Origin of the sequence: Arthrospiribacter ruber, assembly GCF_019343195.1 — a bacterium.
Lineage (GTDB): Bacteria > Bacteroidota > Bacteroidia > Cytophagales > Cyclobacteriaceae > Arthrospiribacter > Arthrospiribacter ruber.
Window position 1 is genome coordinate 143,525 of sequence record NZ_RPHB01000001.1, and the last position, 18,391, is coordinate 161,915.

Below are 18,391 nucleotides of genomic sequence, written 5' to 3' on the forward strand. Positions count from 1 at the left end.
TATGCCTGTTTTAGTTCTGATTTTACTAGATTTGATTTATCCTTTAAACTTATCCTATGACTTGGTTTATTTTGATCTCCTTGATTTTGGTCGGAGTTATTTTGGTTTTGACCGAAATAATTTTTGTACCAGGGACAACATTGATCGGTATTTTAGGGTTGCTTTTTTCGGTAGCTGGCATTTACTATGGCTTTCTGGCATTTGGCAATGAACTTGGCTGGTGGATTCTGGCAACCACCTTTACAGTTAATTTTGCTTTGCTGTTCTATGGCTTCCATTCGGGTGTCTGGACCAAGTTTGCCCTTAAAGATGCCATTACATCCCGTTCTTTTGATGACAGGCTTTTGGGTTTGGAAAAGGGGCAGGAAGGCAAAGCAGTATCAGACATTAAGCCAATAGGGAAAGCAGAGTTTGGAGACCTAATTTATGAAGTAAAATCCGATTCGGGCTTTATCCGGGTAGGTTCAACAGTATTTATTACTAAATTGGAAGACAATAAAATCATCGTTAAATCTTAGTCTATGGAAATGACCAATTCGGCATTTATATTATTTGCAGCTTTTGCCGGGCTGATACTCCTGTTTATCTTTCTTTATTTTGTCCCAGTCAACCTTTGGATCACTGCGATATTTGCCAATGTAAAAGTAGGTATCGGAGAACTGATAGGTATGCGGATCAGGAAAGTGCCCCCCAGCGTCATAGTCAATTCCCTTATCACAGCTACCAAAGCAGGGCTGGACCTTACTACAAATGAGCTGGAGACACACTACCTTGCAGGTGGAAATGTGCCCAATGTAATCCGGGCTTTGATTTCGGCAGATAAAGCCAACATCAAACTCAGTTTCAAGCAGGCCACAGCCATTGACCTGGCAGGTAGGGATGTGTTTGAAGCGGTACAGATATCCGTGAATCCAAAAGTGATCAATACGCCAAATGTGGCTGCAGTAGCTGCTGATGGAATACAGTTGATCGCCAAAGCAAGAGTGACCGTAAGGGCCAACATTGCCCAATTGGTAGGTGGAGCAGGTGAAGATACCATTTTGGCAAGGGTAGGGGAAGGTATTGTGACTTCTATTGGTTCTGCTCAAAATCACAAGAGTGTATTGGAGAATCCTGACAAAATATCCAAGCTGGTACTGGAAAGGGGGCTGGATGCAGGGACTGCATTTGAAATCCTTTCTATTGATATTGCCGATATTGACGTAGGTACCAATATCGGAGCCAAGCTACAGATAGATCAGGCCTCTGCCGATCTGAAAGTGGCTGAAGCCAAAGCTGAAGAAAGAAGGGCAATGGCAGTTGCATTGGAGCAGGAAATGAAAGCCAAAACAGTAGAGATGAGAGCTAAGGTTATCGAAGCAGAGACAGAAGTGCCTAAAGCCATTTCTGAAGCATTCAGATCAGGGAAGTTGGGAGTGATGGATTACTACAGAATGGAAAATATCAAATCAGATACAGACATGAGGTCTTCTATAGCCGGAACGGATCAAGGTTCTTCGGGTTCATCTGCAGGCAAAGGTAAGTCGGGAGACAAAAAATAACCGGTTATATTTATTCCAAATATGTTATACGTTCAAAGGTTCTGATTAATCAAATAAAAACAAAAGCCGGAAAGCATCTTTCCGGCTTTTTCTTTTGTTATTTTGAGTAAGGCTGAGCTACTGAAATCAACAGCTTAATCGACAATTAAGGTGAGTGAATCTGCCTTTGTCCTTATTTTCAGCCATTGTTCAAACCTGTTCAATTCTTGCCTTGATGGAAGCTGCCTGAATTTAGCATAAGCCATCAAAATTGTATCTTGTTTGTTTTCCGACAAGTTGGCAATTACGGATCTATTGATAGAAAAATTCTGAAGATTGCTATGGTTTACCTTGGCCTCTCTACCAATGTCCAGCACCTCCCTATTGCTCTTGCTGTATTCTTCCAGCTCCCTTTCCAGAAGTGCTATTCTTCTGTCCTTGTCCTGAAGTTGGAGTTCGTTTCTTTCGTAAAGATCTTTTAGTACATCAGAGCGGAGTATATTCAGGTCAGGGCTGCCATCTCCGCTTTGCTTCACATTCAGATAAGTATTTTTAAGGTTGAAAGCTTCGAGTTTCCTCCGAAGAATGCTGATTTCTTCATCACTGATCCTTTCACCTATGAGACTAATATCGATAACAGCCGAATCTCCATCATAAATCAAGTTAGACGAAATTACCTGAGTTCTGGGGAATTCCATTTCTGTGGTTACGAACTGACTTGCGGCTTTTTCCCAGATAGTCCTTTTGACAATGTTATAAGCCAGATAAATAGATGGGACTATGGTCAGGATAGTGAATACTGTAATATATGTTTTGACCGTTTTTTCACGTTTTGGGTCCATGAATTCTTTTTTAGGAAATTTCATAAACCGTACAATCAGATAGGTGGAAAGGCTGATAAATACAGAGTTGATAAAGAATAGGTAGAATGCTCCAAAGAAGTAATACAAGTTGGCTGTGGCGAGTCCATATCCAGCGGTACAAAGTGGCGGCATCAAAGCAGTGGCAATTGCCACTCCCGGTATGGCATTGCTCTTTTCCTTCCTTGATCCTGCGACGATCCCTGCAAGTCCTCCGAAGAGAGCAATCAATACATCCCAAATGGTCGGTTCGGTCCTGGCTAGGAGTTCCGATTGCGCATCATTAAGTGGCGTAAAGGAAAAATAAATGGTGCTGGTCAATATGGAGATTAGGACGGCAATCCCCAGGTTTTTCATTGATTTTTTCAGCAGTTCAAAGTCATTGATTCCTGCAGCCAACCCGATTCCCATAATAGGACCCATTAGGGGGGAAATCAACATGGCACCTATGATGACGGCAGTGGAGTTGACGTTGAGTCCTACCGATGCCACAAAAATTGCAAAGATCAAGATCCAGAGATTGGCTCCTTTGAACTCTACGTTTTTTCTGATGTAATCAATGGTCTCCAGTTCATCTTCTTTGCCTTCATGCAGGTCAAACCTATCTTTGAAAAAAAGCAATAATTCGAGGATTTTTTTTCTCAGATTGAGGGCTTTGTTGGGTGCTTTCATTAACAGCTAATAATAAAATACTTGTCGTTCGGTAATACAATGAAAAACAATTGCAGCGGTTTTTCAAATTTATTTTGTGCCAATGAGGCGTATTTTAAATGCTCACAATACCAAAATAAGGGTAAAAACCAAGATGAATTGGAGGGTTTTTCCTGCTTTTTTCGGTGAAAAGGGTTTCTCTTGCCCAGTTTTTTTTCTTAAATAAGTATAAAATTCTTCCTAATATATTCTTAAAGCGTGTTGCGTTTGTTTTTGCTTAATTGATTGATTGGTAATGAATTATAATTCATTTAGTCAAGACTTAATTAGTTATGACTAAAAAAATTAGTCATAACTTAATTTCAATTCCGTATATTAATTTCCTTTATGGCTATCATTTGTTTTTATATTTGTGTCACTTCATGATGTGGAGCTTGCATGGAATTTGCAGAATTGTAAGACTATTGCTGTGAATACTTGTTTTTTTGAATTTGTAAAAAGTAAAATTCGTAAGATGATCAGAAGAATATTATTTGTAGATGATGATACCATCCAGCACATGATAAACAAAAAAAATCTGCTAAAGTTAAATCCTGAGCTGGAGCTTTTCTTCTTTGAAAATCCGAACAATGCATTGAATTGGTTGGAAGAAAACGATGCCGATTTATTGATACTTGATGTGAATATGCCTGAAATGAGGGGTTGGGATTTTTTGGATTTACTTAAAAGTAGAGGCAGGACAATTGAGGTAAAAATGCTCACTTCCTCAATGGATCCGGAAGACATTCAGATGAGCATGGATTACGAGATGGTGTCAGGATTTCTGGTGAAGCCACTCAAAAATGAAATAATGGCTGAAATCCTCGGCATTGAAAATTAAATGTATCTCAACAGAATACTATGTCAAAAATAAACCATGAGAAAAAGCCTTTAATCAGTAAAAAAATTGACCGTTTTTTTATTGGGCTAGCCAGTGCTTTTTCTTTTGTCAAAATGTTCTTTCAGGAGGTTTTCAAACCGCCTTTTGAATTCAAGGAAATCATCAGGCAATGTTATGAAATAGGGTATAGGTCTTTGCCTTTGATTTCATTGACAGGATTTATCGTTGGGATAGTTTTTACCAACCAGTCCCGACCTTCTTTATCAGAATTTGGAGCCACCAGCTGGCTTCCTGCATTGATTTCCATTGCCGTGGTGAGGGCCATGGGTCCATTAGTTACTGCATTGATTGCCGCAGGTAAAGTAGGTTCCAGTATAGGTGCGGAAATAGGTTCAATGAAAGTGACAGAGCAGATTGATGCTATGGAGGTATCCGCGATCAATCCATTCAAATACTTGGTAGTGACCAGAACAGTGGCTACTACTCTTATGATCCCAATTTTGGTAATGTATACAGATTTTGTGGCCTTGATGGGATCTTTTATCAATGTAAATCAAAATGAGCTGGTCAGCCTGTCCACTTTTTTTGTGCAGGTTTTTGAAGCCATTTCATTTCTGGATCTTTTTTCTTCCCTGATCAAATCTTTGGTGTTCGGGTTTACCATTGGGATAGTAGGATGTTACAAAGGCTATAATTCCTCTAAAGGAACTGAAGGAGTCGGAAAAGCCGCCAACTCCTCAGTAGTTATGGCCATGTTTCTGATATTTATCGAAGAGTTATTAGCATTGCAAATCGTAAACGCCATCAGATATGCTTAATCAGGATAGAGGAAAGGTAGTTGAAATTAGGGGATTGAAGAAATCCTTCGATGACAACCATGTCCTGATGGGTGTGGACTTGGATTTATATAAAGGAGAAAACTTGGTTGTTTTGGGGAAATCTGGTTCAGGTAAATCTGTTTTGATCAAGATTATGGTCGGTCTGCTGAAGCAAGATGAAGGAAGTATAAGAATTCTTGGGACGGACACAGATGGTTTGACATTAAAAGAACTCAATAAGCTCAGGTTAAAAATTGGTTTTTCATTCCAGCATTCGGCTTTATACGACAGTATGACGGTCAAGGAAAATCTGGAATTTCCCTTGACAAGAAATATTAAAGGCTTGTCCAGAAAAGAAATTGACAAAAGGGTGGATGAATTGCTGGATGCAGTAGGATTGCCACAATCAGTCAATCAAATGCCTTCGGAACTTTCCGGTGGACAAAAAAAGCGGATAGGAGTCGCCCGTACCCTGATTCTCAATCCGGAAATTATGCTTTATGATGAACCTACCGCAGGTTTGGATCCCATCACCTGTATGGATATCAATAAATTGATCAATCAGGTTCGGGAGCAGTTCAATACTTCTTCTATTGTGATCACCCATGACTTGACTTGCGCCAAAGAAACAGGGGACAGAATGACTGTCTTGTTGGACGGTCAGTTTAAGGCTACCGGTACTTTTGAGGAGGTCTTTGCTCAGGCAAGTGATCAGCGTGTGAAATCATTCTATGACTATAACTTCATTAAATAATGAGAAACGATAATAAGAAATCTGTCATTGTCGGGATATTTGTCCTGATAGGTATTGCTATCCTCGTGGCCGGTATCATGACCATGGGCGGGCAGCAGAAAAAATTTGTAAAAAGCATCTCCCTCAATGCCGTATTTGATGATGTGGCCGGGTTGCAGGTAGGTAATAACGTTTGGTTTTCAGGAGTGAAAATCGGGACTGTTAGGAGGATCAACTTTTATGGGGATTCTCAGGTTGAAATAGTGATGAATGTGGAGGAGAAAGTAAGGGAGTATATCCGGAAAGATTCCAAAGCTACTATTGGATCTGATGGTCTTATAGGTAACAAAATCATAGTTATTTATGGAGGAACCACCCAGGCTCCTTCTGTGGAAAGTGGGGATAGATTACAAGCCGAAATGCCTCTTGATACCGACAGGATGATGGAGACATTACAGGAGAATAATCTCAATTTGGTGACCATCACAGAAAATCTCAAAGTGCTTACTTCCAAGATAGCAGAAGGTCAGGGGATTGTAGGTACTGTGATGACGGATAGTCTGTTGGGAGAAAATTTCAAAAACACCCTTAAAAATCTTGAAATAGCTTCTGTTAATAGTAATAGGATGGTTGCGGAGATGAACAAGTTTGCCCAAAACCTGAATAAAGAAGGAAACCTTTTTCATGACCTTTCTACCGACCAGGAATTATATAAAAATCTTAGGGAGTCTATTGCTGAGCTGCAATCCACGGCTTCCAATGCCAATGAAATGACCCAAAACCTGAATACGGTTACCCAAAAGCTTAACGAGAAGGATAATACCCTTGGAATGATTATCAATGATCCTGAATTTGCAGAAAGGCTCAAGCAGACATTGATTTATGCTGACAGTTCCGCAATGAATTTGAACAGAGGTTTGGAAGCATTGGAATATACCTGGCCTTTCAGAAGAGGGTTCCGTCGAATGGAAAGGGCCAATGAAAATTAAAGGATATTTAGAATCAATGGAAGCCGGCAAAAGTCGGCTTTTTTTATGCTTTTCTTATTTTTTCTTTTGCTTCAAGTTTTTCGCTTAGAGTTGCTTTGAGTCCTTTGTTATTATTGTCAGGATCCAATGTGAAATACCCGCTGATAGGGAAATGATCTGATCCCACATACCTGTGGACTTTGAGTTTTTGAAGGGTGAAATGCCTGCTGACAAAAATATGATCCAAAGGCCAGCGCATAAAAAAATATTTGGCGTGAAAGGTATTGAACATTCCTCGGCCTCTTCTAGGATCCAGCATGCCGCTAATCTTCAGGAAAAGTTCGCTGGTATATGACCAGCCCACATCGTTCAGATCGCCTAGGACGAGCACCGGGCTGTTCATTTTGGCAACCATTTTCCCTACCAACAAAATTTCAGCGTCCCTTTCTGTACTTTGAGGATTTTCGCTCGGTACTGGTGGGGCTGGGTGCAGGGCAAATAAGGTAACTTCCCCAAGCTCATCACAGTCCAAAACCACCTCAATTGAAGGAACATCTTCTTCTACAAGATACCTGACGGAATGGCTTTTTACTTTTATTTTTGAATAGAAAAGCATTCCGTACGTATTATCTTTTGGAATTTCGATATGGTAAGGAAAATCTGATTTGAAATGAGATATCTGGTCAGCCCATTTTTGGTCAGTTTCTACCAAAACAAAAAGATCTGGTTGCTCCTCATTTATCAGATTGATGACTTTTTGGTAAGAATCATTATGCTGATAGACATTGATCACCATCACAGAAAGCATTTTGTTGCCTTTATACTTGCTGTCCTGAACCATTTTTTTCGAAAAAACAGTGAAAGGAAAAACTTGATACATGAGGAAAACTGTACTAAATCCCAATAGGATAAAGAAAGTCCAATAAAGTATTACATTATCCAATCCAATTACTGGCCAAAGAATCAATACTGTAAGGCAAAGGAGCAGTTTTTGAAATCTCGGATAATCAAAAACCCGGAAGGTCCAGTGATCCTTTTTTACAGCTGGGATAAATGTAGCTAAAATCAAAATGCAGCTTAAAATCAAAAGAAATACATGCATAATAATATCATCCATAGGTCTAAAAAAACAAACTTAAAAGGTTTTAATGGGTATAAATTAATTAAATTGAGAATTAAAATCTTTGAATTGCAGTTAATATTACGAATCATCTTTTTAATAAAAACTATATGTTATGAAAATACATCCACACGAAACCAAAAAACATTTAGATTTAAAATCAGGTAAACTGACTTATTGGAGCTTGCAATCACTTCAGGATGCAGGGTATTCGGTAGATAAATTGCCCTTTTCGATAAGGATTTTGTTGGAAAATGCCCTTAGGAATTTTGATGATTTCGGCATCACCCAAGAACATATAGAAACCCTTGCCACATGGTCACCGGAACCCTCGGATAAAGATATTCCATTTAAGCCAGCCAGGGTATTGATGCAGGATTTTACAGGAGTGCCTGCGGTAGTGGATATCGCTTCACTTAGGGCTGAAGCCGTTCGTAAGGGAAAGGATCCTGAAAAAATAAATCCTTTGATTCCAGTGGATTTGGTGATTGACCATTCTGTTCAGGTGGATTTTTTTGGAACCAATTATTCTTACAAGAAAAATGTAGAGGTCGAGTATGAGAGAAACGGGGAAAGGTATCAGTTTTTGAAATGGGCGCAGAAGGCATTTGATAATTTTTCGGTGGTGCCTCCCGGGATGGGGATCTGTCATCAGGTGAATCTTGAATATCTGGCACAGGGAGTGATAGCTAGGGATGGTAATGTATTCCCAGATACCTTAGTGGGTACAGATTCCCACACTCCAATGGTCAATGGTATAGGCGTTGTAGCTTGGGGTGTAGGTGGTATAGAAGCCGAGGCTGCCATTTTAGGTCAGCCTATCTATTTCATTATGCCAGAAGTAGTAGGGCTGAAACTTACAGGTAAGCTACCATTGGGAATTACCGCCACTGACATGGTATTGACCATTACTGAATTGCTGAGGAAGCATGGTGTAGTAGGTAAATTTGTAGAAGTTTTCGGTCCCGGGTTAGACAACTTATCAGTGCCAGATAGGGCTACGATCTCCAATATGTCTCCAGAATTTGGATGTACGGTCACCTATTTCCCAATTGATGACCGAACGCTCGACTACATGGGCAAAACCAACAGGAGCGAAGATCAGATTGACCTGGTAAGGCAATATTGTAAGAACAATATGCTTTGGAGAGAAAATGAAGATAAAATCAACTACAGTTCGGTACTAGAGCTTGATTTAAGTAGCGTAGAACCCACCGTTTCCGGTCCAAAAAGACCTCAGGATAAAATTCTATTGAAAGAATTCAAAAGTAAATTCGGTGAGCTCCTTCAGGATGTCCATGGTAGGGAGTATATACCAATTGATAAAAGAGACGTAGGGAGATGGCACGCTGAAGGAGGCAGTCAGCCTGGAGAAAACAGAGGAGGGGATGCAGATGGTGTGGAGTATGAGACTAAGGTAAAAAATGGACTCAAAACTGTGGTGGTTAAACTGCACAATGAAAAATTCGCTTTGCATGATGGGTCAATAGTCATTGCAGCCATCACTTCATGTACCAATACCTCTAATCCTTCGGTAATGCTTGGAGCAGGTTTGGTAGCCAAAAAGGCACGTGAAAGAGGTCTTGATGTCAAGCCTTGGGTAAAGACCTCTTTGGCTCCAGGTTCGAAGGTGGTGACGGATTATTTGGAAAAATCAGGCTTGTTGGATGATCTTGAAGCTTTGAGGTTTCATGTGGTTGGGTACGGTTGTACTTCCTGTATTGGTAATTCGGGGCCTTTGCCAAGGCATATTGCCAGCGCCGTAGAGGACAATGACCTTGTGGTAAGTTCCGTCCTTTCCGGCAATAGGAATTTTGAAGCTAGGGTGCATCCACAGGTAAAAATGAATTACCTGATGTCGCCTATGCTTGTAGTGGCATTTGCATTAGCGGGTAGAGTGGATATTGACCTTTTGAATGAACCTTTGGGTTATGATCCAAACTTAGAGCCTGTTTACCTGAAAGATATTTGGCCTTCCAATGAAGAAATCAATGATGTGATGAGCCAGGTCTTGTCTCCTGGAGATTATGCAAAGAGTTATGGGGAAATATTTGAAGGTAATGACATGTGGAAGCAGCTCGAGGCTCCAAAGGATAAAGTGTACCAATGGTCATCTGAGAGTACTTATATTAAGGAAGCGCCGTTTTTTGAAGGAATATCAGAAAAGGTAGGTGAACCCAATGATATTTCGGAAGCGCATGTACTTCTGAAGTTGGGTGATTCCATTACTACAGATCATATTTCTCCGGCAGGTTCTTTTGCTGAGTCCAGTCCTGCTGGACAGTATTTGGTCAATAGGGGAGTAGAGAGAAAGGATTTTAATTCCTATGGCTCTCGAAGAGGCAATGATGAAGTGATGGTCAGAGGGACTTTTGCCAATGTAAGGATCAAAAACAAGCTTGCCGAAAGGGAAGGTGGTTATACCCTACACATTCCTTCAGGGGAAGAAATGAGCGTGTTCGACGCCGCACAAAAATACAGGTCAGAAAATATCCCGCTGTTGGTATTGGCCGGTAAGGAATATGGTAGTGGCTCTTCCAGAGACTGGGCTGCAAAGGGTACCAATCTTCTGGGTATCAAAGCTGTAATCGCTGAGAGTTACGAAAGGATACACAGAAGTAACCTTGTCGGTATGGGTGTTTTGCCATTACAATATGAAGAAGGTCAGACCGCTGATAGTTTAGGATTGACTGGAAAAGAATCTTTCAGTATTACGGGTATCGCAGATAATTTGAAACCCATGAAAAAACTAAAGGTTACAGCAAAAAAAGAGGAAGGCAAAAAAATAGAATTTGAGGTGCTTTGTCGTCTGGATTCTGCCATTGAAGTAGAGTATTACAAGAATGGGGGGATCTTACATTATGTACTGAGAGATTTTCTAAAGAAATGATCTTTTATTCGGGGTTTTGATTTTCAAAATCTTGAGATCTGAATGACTATGAAGGCCGGCTATATCCGGCCTTTTTTGTATATTTTTAAGGTAAGTGTGAATTTTTTGCCTTTTTTAGATGAAAAAATACCCAAAATTGGGTATTGCTTCAATATTATCGAATTGTTAATTTCAACAGTAGATTTAGTTCCCCTCCGGGGTTTCTTCAAACTTTAAAAAATTAATTTTATGGAGTTAAAAAGAAAACGATGCCTCTATTGTGGGTCGATTATTCACGGGAGGTCAGACAAGAAATTTTGCGATGATAAGTGCAGAAGCAGCCACAACAATCAGCATAAAGATGAAGTGGTAGATGAAGTAAAGTCCATCCAGTATATCCAAAAGGCAAACCGTAAAATTCTGATGATGGTATTGAAAGACGGAGTAGAAAGTGTAAAAGTGCCTAAAGAGCGACTTTCTCAAATGGGATTTAACTTTAAGTACCATACCCATCATTTTGCCCATTCTCCCAATAAGTTTTTTTGGTTTAATTTTGATTATGGGATTCTGGATTATTGGGACGGCTGGGTGCTGGTTGTCAGGGATATGGGAGAAGGTTATCTGGAAAATCTTAAAAGGATTGGTGGAGACCTTTGACATCGTTTTTTCAGGCAATACGTATATTCGATTAGCCTGAAAAAATTATGGATAACAGCCCCGATCTAAATGATGATTTCTATGAAGAATTGGCTTTTGCGGAGATGTCAGCTTGGCTTGCCAAAAACCATCAAAGGCCTTCTTTGATCAATTTCATTACAAAGGGGACCCAAAAAACCATCAATCAGATTCTACCTGAGAGGTTTCACAAGGCCGTTACTTTTGCCATTGAAAATATGGTGAAAGGTGTTTTGTTCGGTACCCGTTTCATAACTCCTAAGGCTCTTGATGGGGTTTCACTTCAGGAAAGAGAAAAGAAAGTTCGGAAAATCATCAAGTTTTATAAGAATACCGCTTCAGCTGAAGGTGCGATCACAGGAGCAGGGGGGATTCTTATGGGAATAGCTGATTTTCCGGCCTTTTTGACCATTAAGATGAAAATGCTTTTTGAAATCGCTGCAGCCTATGGCAAGGATGTCAGCGATTTCAGAGAGCGTTTGTTTATGCTTTATATCTTCAAACTGGCATTCTCTAGCCAAGAGACCAGGAATCAGACGGTCAAGCTTATTGAAGATTGGGAGAATGACGCATCAGATCTTCCGGAAACGGTCAATGATTTTGATTGGCGCTCTTTTCAATTGGAGTATAGAGATTATATGGATTTGGCCAAGTTGGCGCAGCTTATTCCAGTCATCGGTGCCGGAGTTGGTGCTGTTGCCAATTACCAATTGAGTGGTAAGCTGGGAGAAACCGCGCTTCAGTGCTATAGGGTGAGGTATTTTCGGTGGGAAGTGTAGAGTTTGATTGATATTAAAATACTAAGTGTTTAGCCTAATACTCCCCCCACATTATTCCTAGCCTTCTCCTTAATAATATCCCTTAACCTCTCCGGAGCATCGACCCTGACTTCGTCACCATGGGAAAGGATCTCGGAGATCAGTTCATACTCGATTTTCACACGGAGTCGGATGGTGAGGATATTGCCGTCATCAACCAAGATCTCCTGACTTGTATGCCAAGGTAAGGATTTGATATAGCGACCTTTGAATTCTGTGAAAGTTAGGATCACTTCTTCAACTGGATTGTTTGGCGTGTTGATGTTGCTAATGGATCTGAAATAAAACCCAAATGATTAACGACAGTCTTTTAATATCCCAATAGGTTGAGTTTTGTAATTTACAATAATACTTGATTATTAGAATTGGGGGTAGCATGGAGTTTACTAATGTGTTCACTTCATAAAGTTCAAATAATATCGCCAGAGGAGATAAGTGAAGTTTCTTAGAAATAGAGCAGGGTTCCTATGAAGGTAAATAAAGATCAGCCAATTGAGGGTAAACCTTTCCATGTGAACTTTCTTTACTGATTTAAGCCGATATAAACCATTTCTATTATACCTGTAGAATGAGGTGGTTTCAGGTGTTGATATTACTTTGCCACGGTTTTTTAGATAAACAAACAATATTACATCCATTACAGGAGCCTTTCTAGTTATCTTATTATTTAAAAAATCATTCATATCATTTTTAAAAAACCAGCTTGAAATATGTCCGAGATAGGCAACATTCCTAAGTTCCTTTGGGGATTTAATGGAAAAGGTGTCAACCAACGGTTTTGCACTTTCCCCAGAGGATTTCTCTAGTAAAGTGTTTGTCAGACATAAGTTCGCTTCAGGATTTTTTTCCATCAAATCAAATTGAAGCTGAAGCTTGTTTTCATCTATCCAATAATCATCTCCATCGCAGTAGGCTAAGTACTTGCCTCTAGCACACTTGAAATTTTCTAAATGGTTAAATCTGCCAACCTTTTTTCCTTTTATGAAGATTTTATCCTCTTCTTTTCTTAAAAAAAGACGAATTTTATCTGGGTATTTTTCTGCATATTCAATACATATCGCACGGGTTCCATCAGTGCTGGCATCTTCTCCTACAATAATTTCGAATGCGAAATTAGTCTTTTGGCTGAGAATGCTATCAAGACAGGTTGATATGAAATCTACATGTTGAAAAGTCGAAACTAAAACAGATACAGTAGGTTGGATTTTAGATATTGGCTTATCGGACCCAAGATATTCCATGTTAAATTTCTTTGACTACTTTACAAGGGTTTCCAAAAGCTATGCAATTAGCAGGAATGTCTTTGGTAACCACACTTCCAATACCGATAACTGTGTTTGCTCCAATATTTATATTGTCTTTGATAACTGCTCCCGACCCTATAGTGCAGCCCGGACCGACATTAACCTTTCCTGATAGAACGGCTCCTGGGTTAATATCGGTAAAATCCCCAATGGAATTATGATGGCCAATTGAGGCCCCTCTTTTTACAAATACCCCAAATCCTATCGAAGATTGAGATCCTATTACAGTTTTTGGTTCAATAAGTACTCCTTTTTCCAATTTTGATGAAAGTGCCAAATAGCTTGTAGGGTGAACCAATTGTTGATATCTTTCTTTATCAACCTGAAATTCAGAAAAGAAGTAATCAAAAATAGCTCTCTTATTAGAAGCTCCTGATGTTCCAAAAAAGACAGCACCTGAAATTTCCGAGTATGAATTCATCGGATGAGCTTCATAAGAATATTGAAGAACAGGCATAAAAGGTTCTAAATACTGCTCCTGATTGATAAAGAATTCAAATCTTGAAATACCATAAATCTCTTGAAACATATCAAAAAGGATCGTGCTGGTATCCTTAGATATACCTAGTAGTTTGGTAGATTTCATCGTTTTCTATTGTAAAAACCTTTATTTCCAAAGTCTTTCGGGTGATAAAATTCTTTTCCATGAATTTCGATAAGCTGGTGAATTCTCTTTACCAATTCTAAATTGGTACAATGTCTACTGCGGTTATGGTCCCACCAGATATTATCCTCTATGCCTACCCTAACACCGTAACCAAGAGCAATGGCCGCTGCATTTACAGATAATTGATGGCTACCTAGGCCAGCCATTGCAATATAATGTTCATTTGGAATTTCATTGATAGCCATTCCAATTTGGCTAAATTTTGGCTGAAGGCCTGCGATGTTTCCAAAAAGAATGTTCCAATAGAAAGGCCCTTCGACGAGCCCCTTCTTGATTAGGTAATGACCAAAGTTAATCATCCCCATATCAAAACATTCCAACTCTGGCACAACACCGTATTGTTGCATTTTTTCTGCCAATCGTTTTATCATTTCAGGTGTATTCATTGACGCCTGATTAGCAAAATTTAGCGAAGAAAGGGTAAGCGAACACATGTCAGGTTGAAGCTCAATTACAGCAGATCTTTTTTCAAATTCAGGGAAATTTCGCCCTGAAGTGCTACCACAAATAATCAATTCCGGGCAATGTTTTCGAACTCCTTCGAATATTTCCTGGTATACATTTTTCTGGTACGTCGGAACCCCATCATCTTGTCTGGCATGCAAATGAGCAATGGTTACTCCAAGCTCATATGCCTCATGGGTTTGTTCAATAATTTCTTGAGGGGAAATGGGTACATTAGCCGTTGTTTGTTTGGTGGGAACCATACCCGTCGGGCAAAAATTTATTATAATTTTTGAATTCATTTAATTTTTGAAAATTTTGGATTTATTTGAATCGAAAATCTAATATAAGGACCTTATTAATATATTTAAACAAAAAGAAGATGTATTGACTTCCATTTTAAATTAACTAATAATTACTTGATGAAAATTAAATTTAATTAATAAATATTATTAATTAAGCTATGTTTGATGGCTTGAGTCCTTAAGTTTTTAAATTTCGTTTGTGTGTCTCTCTGATCCTTTTTGATTTTTTGGAACAGGACATCATGATTAACCTTGATTGCTTAAGAGATATCTGTAGGATTTATTATAAGTATTCTGATGATAATATGGTGAATAGTTACAGGGAAAGGCTACTGAAGTTTAAAATAGTAAAGAGGAGAAAGTCAACAATTTCTATCTTGATGAAGACAGACGAAGGCTTTAAGCTGAAACAAATGCCCATTTTAAAACCTAAACTGGAAATTCTAGATAATTATAATCCTGATTTCCCTGACGTTCACAATCAAATAAAGAAAAGGCTCAATAAAAAAAATGATAAGGGGATATTATTGCTTCATGGAAAACCAGGAACAGGAAAAACGACCTACTTAAGATACCTTATAAACTCAATCAAGAAGAATATAATATTTTTCCCGCCCAATCTAGCTTCACAGATCGTTCAGCCAGACTTTGTTCAATTTCTTATATCAAATCCCAATACCATTTTGGTCATTGAAGATGCTGAGAATATAATTACCAACAGAGAAAATTCTGGGACCTCAGCAGTCTCATCTTTATTGAATATTTCAGATGGCTTACTTTCAGATTTTCTAAATATACAGGTGATATGTTCATTCAATACTGAGATTACCAATATTGATAAAGCTTTGGTCAGGAAAGGAAGATTAATTGCCAATTATGAGTTTAAGGATTTGGAGATTGAAAAAGCCAAAAAACTTTCTGAAAGATTAGGACTGGAAATTCAAATCGATCGCCCGATGTCTGTTTCTGAGATTTATAATTTGAAAGAAAGAGATTTTAATAAACCACATGAAGTGAAAAAAATTGGGTTTTAGATTTTTAACATCTGATCAAAAAAAAAGCCCTGCCAGAAATCCTGGCAGGGCTTTATCTAAATACTGATATATTAATCTTTTTTCTCCTCTTTGGTGACTTTGATAAGGTCTCCATCTTTCAGTTGTCTGCTGACTACAAAGTAGGGCCCTGAGATGATTTCCTGTCCTTCTTCTATTCCTTCAAGCACTTCGATATTGTCAAAGTCAGAAATTCCGGATTTAATCTCAACCAGTTTTGCCCTTCCATTATCATTGACAAAGACCAGTTCCTTTGGCCTCGTAGTTCCATCTGAAGAAGTAGTGGTTTGGTCTTCCCGGGTAGTGACAGCAGCCAATGGTACTGCAAGTACATTTTCTTTCTTCTGCGTGATGATGTCCACACTTGCTGTCATTCCTGGACGGAAAGGAAATCTGTTTCTTTCCGTTACCAGTTCAGCATAAGAATCATTCAGGATACGGATCTTTACTTCAAACTCAGTCACCGCATCAGAGCTCGCCTTTTCATTGGCAGAATTGGCAATAGAGGTGACCACCCCTTTGAATTTCTTGCTGGATGCACTGTATGAGTCTACATCGATGATCGTCGTATCCCCTAGGCTCAGTCTGATGATGTCGTTTTCGTTGACATTGACCCTAACTTCCATTCTGGAAAGGTCGGCAAGTCTCAACATTTCTGTACCTGCCATCTGCTGTGTACCTACCACTCTTTCGCCTTTTTCTACCAAAAGTTTAGAAACAATACCATTGACCGGAGAATATACATTCGTTAGTCTAAGGTTTTCTGCGGCCTCATTGACGGTGGCTTGGGCAGATTTGATGATGTATTCAGCTGCCAATACTGATTGCTCTGCTGCGTCAAGATCATTTTGTGCTGTAAGGAAGGTAGACTGGATTTGCTCCCAATCTGCATCTGAAATTACCTTATCCTTGTAAAGTTTTTCATTCCGCTTGTATTCAAGTTCTGCCCTTACAAATTGTGCTTCCGCCCTTTTTAGGTTTGCTTTGGATTGTGCCAATTGTGCTTGATTTTGGTTGAGGTTGGCACGTGCCCGATCCAATGCAGAGATAAAATTATCAGGACGGATTTTTACCAAAAGGTCCCCAACTTTGACTGAATCACCTTCCATGACATTCAGCTCGATGATTTCACCGGCCACATCAGGACTCATTTTAACTTCAGTTTCGGGTTCTACCACTCCGGATGCACTCACTTTTTCAGTAATGGAGAGTTTTGAAGCTTTTTTGGCTTCTACACTTACTTCTTTTTCTCCACCGATCCAACCGGCAGATTTCCCAATGATCACAAAAAGGACGATTGCTCCCAATACTCCCAGTAAGATATAAATCAGTTTATTTGATTTTTTCTTTGCCATGTTGATAATTATAATTTAAGTGAGTTGCCTAAGTAAAAGTCCAGCACCTTTACCCTGAAAATGTATGTGTATTTGGAGGTAATGAGATCTGCCTGGGCATTAAAGAAGTTGTTTTGTGCCAATTGGTAGTCCGCAAAATTAATGGCTCCGGCATTGAATCGCTGTTCTGAGATCCTGAAAGCTTCTTCTAATGAGGATACTCTTATTTGGGAGGCTCTGTAGGATTGCCTGGCTGCATTTGCATTGGTATAGGCGGACTCAATGTCCTGTCTCAACTGGTTTCTGGTCTCCACTTCCTGAATTTCTGAAAGCCTTCTTTGCAATCTTGCACGCTGAACATTTGCCCTGTTCCTAAAATTAGAAAGTATTGGAATGTTTAGTTGTATGTTGGCAGAATTGGAGAAGTTGTTTCTTATCTGAGTTCCGAAATCTAACCTTTCTCCCAAGAAAAACTGGTCAATGTAGTTGGAAAATGCACTGGCTCCTATGCCTAAAGTAGGGTAATATCCTCCTTTGGCAATTCTTACTCCATAATCAGCACTTTCTATCCCCAATTCCGCAGCCCTGATTTCCGGCATAAGATCCAAGGCCACGTCAAAGATTTCGTCAACGCTTCGATCGGTCAGGGCAAAGTTGTCAGGTTCAAGTTCCGGTGCCACCACATCCATATCCTCTCTGAAAGGTATCTGCATGGCCTGCGCCAGGTTAAGTTTGGCAATCCTGAGGTTGTTTTGGGCATTGACCACTTCAAGTTCGTTGGTGGCATTTTGCGCTTCTATATCCAGCCTATTGGCCAATGGCAGTGAACCTGCATCTACCAGTCTAATTGTGTTTTGAAGCTGCTCTTGGGTGGTCTTAAGTTGGTTTTCAGCTATGCGGAGTTGCTCTTTGGAAAAAACCACATTGATAAAAAGGTTGATGACATTTAGTGTGATGTTGTTTTCGGTTGCCAATACATTGTACTGAGCAGCCTCTATGTCAACCCTGTTTTGTCTGATGGAGTTGTCGATTTGTTGCCCCGCAAAAATAGTCATATTGGCATTTGCAAATAAGTTGACGTTTCCTATCCGGTTATTTTCAAACAGGTTGGTAACTGGGTTGATGGATCTACCCCAACGGTACCCTGTACTTCCACCTGTAGAAAAAGTAGGGATTCTCTGTCCGACGTTTCCGATAAGGTTGGCTTCCTGAGTAGCAAGATTCACTTGGCTACGTTGGAGCTGCAGGTTGTTTTCCAGTGCTGTTTCTATAACTCCTTCCAGGTCCATTGCACCATAGTCAGTAACCTGACCGGAGGATTCAAAGACACAAAAGAGTGCTAGAAATAGTCCACAAAAGTAAATTTTTCTCAT

Annotated in this window: 18 protein-coding genes; 10 read left to right on the plus strand and 8 right to left on the minus strand. The window is 39.6% G+C overall.

Features of this window, described 5'->3' with window-relative positions; genetic code table 11:
* Positions 1-56: 56 nt before the first annotated feature.
* Positions 57-518 (plus strand): NfeD family protein, encoded by a 462-nt coding sequence (locus tag EGN73_RS00605; protein WP_219286099.1) that lies wholly within the window; start codon positions 57-59, stop codon positions 516-518.
* Between the two features lie 3 nt (positions 519-521).
* Positions 522-1,541, plus strand: a complete 1,020-nt coding sequence (floA, locus tag EGN73_RS00610; protein WP_281422207.1) for a flotillin-like protein FloA — start codon at positions 522-524, stop codon at positions 1,539-1,541.
* Between the two features lie 134 nt (positions 1,542-1,675).
* Here the strand turns inward: floA and EGN73_RS00615 are convergent, their stop codons facing one another.
* Complete coding sequence (locus tag EGN73_RS00615) at positions 1,676-3,052, minus strand: TIGR00341 family protein (protein ID WP_219286100.1); 1,377 nt, start codon at positions 3,050-3,052, stop codon at positions 1,676-1,678.
* Positions 3,053-3,545: 493 nt separating this feature from the next.
* On the opposite strand from EGN73_RS00615, the gene EGN73_RS00620 reads away from it, so the two are divergent.
* From EGN73_RS00620 to EGN73_RS00635, 4 genes are read left to right on the plus strand one after another with little or no spacing between them, the layout of a single operon-like run.
* Positions 3,546-3,911 carry a response regulator gene (locus EGN73_RS00620; protein ID WP_246611405.1) on the plus strand — a complete coding sequence of 122 codons (366 nt, stop codon included), beginning with the start codon at positions 3,546-3,548 and terminating at the stop codon, positions 3,909-3,911.
* 20 nt (positions 3,912-3,931) lie between these two features.
* Positions 3,932-4,729, plus strand: coding sequence for an MlaE family ABC transporter permease (locus tag EGN73_RS00625; RefSeq protein ID WP_219286101.1), 798 nt, complete (start codon positions 3,932-3,934; stop codon positions 4,727-4,729).
* Positions 4,722-5,483, plus strand: coding sequence for an ABC transporter ATP-binding protein (locus tag EGN73_RS00630; RefSeq protein WP_219286102.1), 762 nt, complete (start codon positions 4,722-4,724; stop codon positions 5,481-5,483). Before EGN73_RS00625 ends, EGN73_RS00630 begins: the two co-directional genes overlap by 8 nt.
* Positions 5,483-6,451, plus strand: coding sequence for an MlaD family protein (locus EGN73_RS00635; protein WP_219286103.1), 969 nt, complete (start codon positions 5,483-5,485; stop codon positions 6,449-6,451). Before EGN73_RS00630 ends, EGN73_RS00635 begins: the two co-directional genes overlap by 1 nt.
* A gap of 43 nt (positions 6,452-6,494) precedes the next feature.
* Here the strand turns inward: EGN73_RS00635 and EGN73_RS00640 are convergent, their stop codons facing one another.
* On the minus strand, positions 6,495-7,547 hold the full coding sequence (locus EGN73_RS00640; protein WP_246611406.1) for an endonuclease/exonuclease/phosphatase family protein: 1,053 nt from the start codon (positions 7,545-7,547) through the stop codon (positions 6,495-6,497).
* Positions 7,548-7,665: 118 nt separating this feature from the next.
* Between EGN73_RS00640 and acnA the strand changes: the two genes are divergently transcribed.
* The 3 genes from acnA to EGN73_RS00655 all read left to right on the plus strand — a co-directional run bounded on the left by acnA (position 7,666) and on the right by EGN73_RS00655 (position 11,873).
* The gene (gene acnA / locus EGN73_RS00645; protein WP_219286104.1) at positions 7,666-10,440 is read left to right on the plus strand and encodes an aconitate hydratase AcnA; all 2,775 of its coding nucleotides are present in this window, start codon (positions 7,666-7,668) and stop codon (positions 10,438-10,440) included.
* A gap of 228 nt (positions 10,441-10,668) precedes the next feature.
* On the plus strand, positions 10,669-11,076 hold the full coding sequence (locus EGN73_RS00650) for a DUF2116 family Zn-ribbon domain-containing protein (RefSeq protein ID WP_219286105.1): 408 nt from the start codon (positions 10,669-10,671) through the stop codon (positions 11,074-11,076).
* Positions 11,077-11,123: 47 nt separating this feature from the next.
* The gene (locus EGN73_RS00655; RefSeq protein WP_219286106.1) at positions 11,124-11,873 is read left to right on the plus strand and encodes an EcsC family protein; all 750 of its coding nucleotides are present in this window, start codon (positions 11,124-11,126) and stop codon (positions 11,871-11,873) included.
* Between the two features lie 29 nt (positions 11,874-11,902).
* Here the strand turns inward: EGN73_RS00655 and EGN73_RS00660 are convergent, their stop codons facing one another.
* The 4 genes from EGN73_RS00660 to EGN73_RS00675 form a co-directional block, all read right to left on the minus strand.
* Positions 11,903-12,145, minus strand: a complete 243-nt coding sequence (locus EGN73_RS00660; RefSeq protein ID WP_343207061.1) for a WYL domain-containing protein — start codon at positions 12,143-12,145, stop codon at positions 11,903-11,905.
* Between the two features lie 162 nt (positions 12,146-12,307).
* Positions 12,308-13,153 carry a glycosyltransferase gene (locus EGN73_RS00665; protein ID WP_219286107.1) on the minus strand — a complete coding sequence of 282 codons (846 nt, stop codon included), beginning with the start codon at positions 13,151-13,153 and terminating at the stop codon, positions 12,308-12,310.
* A 1-nt stretch (position 13,154) separates the two neighbouring features.
* Complete coding sequence (locus EGN73_RS00670; protein WP_009033466.1) at positions 13,155-13,802, minus strand: acetyltransferase; 648 nt, start codon at positions 13,800-13,802, stop codon at positions 13,155-13,157.
* Positions 13,799-14,629: a beta-keto acid cleavage family enzyme gene (locus EGN73_RS00675; protein WP_219286108.1), complete on the minus strand. Its 831-nt coding sequence runs from the start codon at positions 14,627-14,629 to the stop codon at positions 13,799-13,801. Before EGN73_RS00675 ends, EGN73_RS00670 begins: the two co-directional genes overlap by 4 nt.
* Positions 14,630-15,012: 383 nt before the next feature.
* On the opposite strand from EGN73_RS00675, the gene EGN73_RS00680 reads away from it, so the two are divergent.
* Positions 15,013-15,666, plus strand: coding sequence for an AAA family ATPase (locus EGN73_RS00680; protein ID WP_219286109.1), 654 nt, complete (start codon positions 15,013-15,015; stop codon positions 15,664-15,666).
* A gap of 71 nt (positions 15,667-15,737) precedes the next feature.
* Here the strand turns inward: EGN73_RS00680 and EGN73_RS00685 are convergent, their stop codons facing one another.
* Together EGN73_RS00685 and EGN73_RS00690 are read right to left on the minus strand one after the other, a co-directional pair.
* A complete protein-coding gene (locus EGN73_RS00685) occupies positions 15,738-17,039 on the minus strand; it encodes an efflux RND transporter periplasmic adaptor subunit (protein WP_219286110.1) in 1,302 nt (433 codons plus the stop codon).
* 8 nt (positions 17,040-17,047) lie between these two features.
* Positions 17,048-18,391 carry a TolC family protein gene (locus EGN73_RS00690; RefSeq protein WP_219286111.1) on the minus strand — a complete coding sequence of 448 codons (1,344 nt, stop codon included), beginning with the start codon at positions 18,389-18,391 and terminating at the stop codon, positions 17,048-17,050.

What these genes read in the sequence shown, in the direction of transcription:
- EGN73_RS00605 (WP_219286099.1), top strand. Translation starts at nt 57, where the DNA reads ATGACTTGGTTTATTTTGATCTCCTTGATTTTGGTCGGAGTTATTTTG.
- floA (WP_281422207.1), top strand. Translation starts at nt 522, where the DNA reads ATGGAAATGACCAATTCGGCATTTATATTATTTGCAGCTTTTGCCGGG.
- EGN73_RS00615 (WP_219286100.1), bottom strand. Translation starts at nt 3,052, where the DNA reads ATGAAAGCACCCAACAAAGCCCTCAATCTGAGAAAAAAAATCCTCGAA.
- EGN73_RS00620 (WP_246611405.1), top strand. Translation starts at nt 3,546, where the DNA reads ATGATCAGAAGAATATTATTTGTAGATGATGATACCATCCAGCACATG.
- EGN73_RS00625 (WP_219286101.1), top strand. Translation starts at nt 3,932, where the DNA reads ATGTCAAAAATAAACCATGAGAAAAAGCCTTTAATCAGTAAAAAAATT.
- EGN73_RS00630 (WP_219286102.1), top strand. Translation starts at nt 4,722, where the DNA reads ATGCTTAATCAGGATAGAGGAAAGGTAGTTGAAATTAGGGGATTGAAG.
- EGN73_RS00635 (WP_219286103.1), top strand. Translation starts at nt 5,483, where the DNA reads ATGAGAAACGATAATAAGAAATCTGTCATTGTCGGGATATTTGTCCTG.
- EGN73_RS00640 (WP_246611406.1), bottom strand. Translation starts at nt 7,547, where the DNA reads ATGGATGATATTATTATGCATGTATTTCTTTTGATTTTAAGCTGCATT.
- acnA (WP_219286104.1), top strand. Translation starts at nt 7,666, where the DNA reads ATGAAAATACATCCACACGAAACCAAAAAACATTTAGATTTAAAATCA.
- EGN73_RS00650 (WP_219286105.1), top strand. Translation starts at nt 10,669, where the DNA reads ATGGAGTTAAAAAGAAAACGATGCCTCTATTGTGGGTCGATTATTCAC.
- EGN73_RS00655 (WP_219286106.1), top strand. Translation starts at nt 11,124, where the DNA reads ATGGATAACAGCCCCGATCTAAATGATGATTTCTATGAAGAATTGGCT.
- EGN73_RS00665 (WP_219286107.1), bottom strand. Translation starts at nt 13,153, where the DNA reads ATGGAATATCTTGGGTCCGATAAGCCAATATCTAAAATCCAACCTACT.
- EGN73_RS00670 (WP_009033466.1), bottom strand. Translation starts at nt 13,802, where the DNA reads ATGAAATCTACCAAACTACTAGGTATATCTAAGGATACCAGCACGATC.
- EGN73_RS00675 (WP_219286108.1), bottom strand. Translation starts at nt 14,629, where the DNA reads ATGAATTCAAAAATTATAATAAATTTTTGCCCGACGGGTATGGTTCCC.
- EGN73_RS00680 (WP_219286109.1), top strand. Translation starts at nt 15,013, where the DNA reads ATGAAGACAGACGAAGGCTTTAAGCTGAAACAAATGCCCATTTTAAAA.
- EGN73_RS00685 (WP_219286110.1), bottom strand. Translation starts at nt 17,039, where the DNA reads ATGGCAAAGAAAAAATCAAATAAACTGATTTATATCTTACTGGGAGTA.
- EGN73_RS00690 (WP_219286111.1), bottom strand. Translation starts at nt 18,391, where the DNA reads ATGAGAAAAATTTACTTTTGTGGACTATTTCTAGCACTCTTTTGTGTC.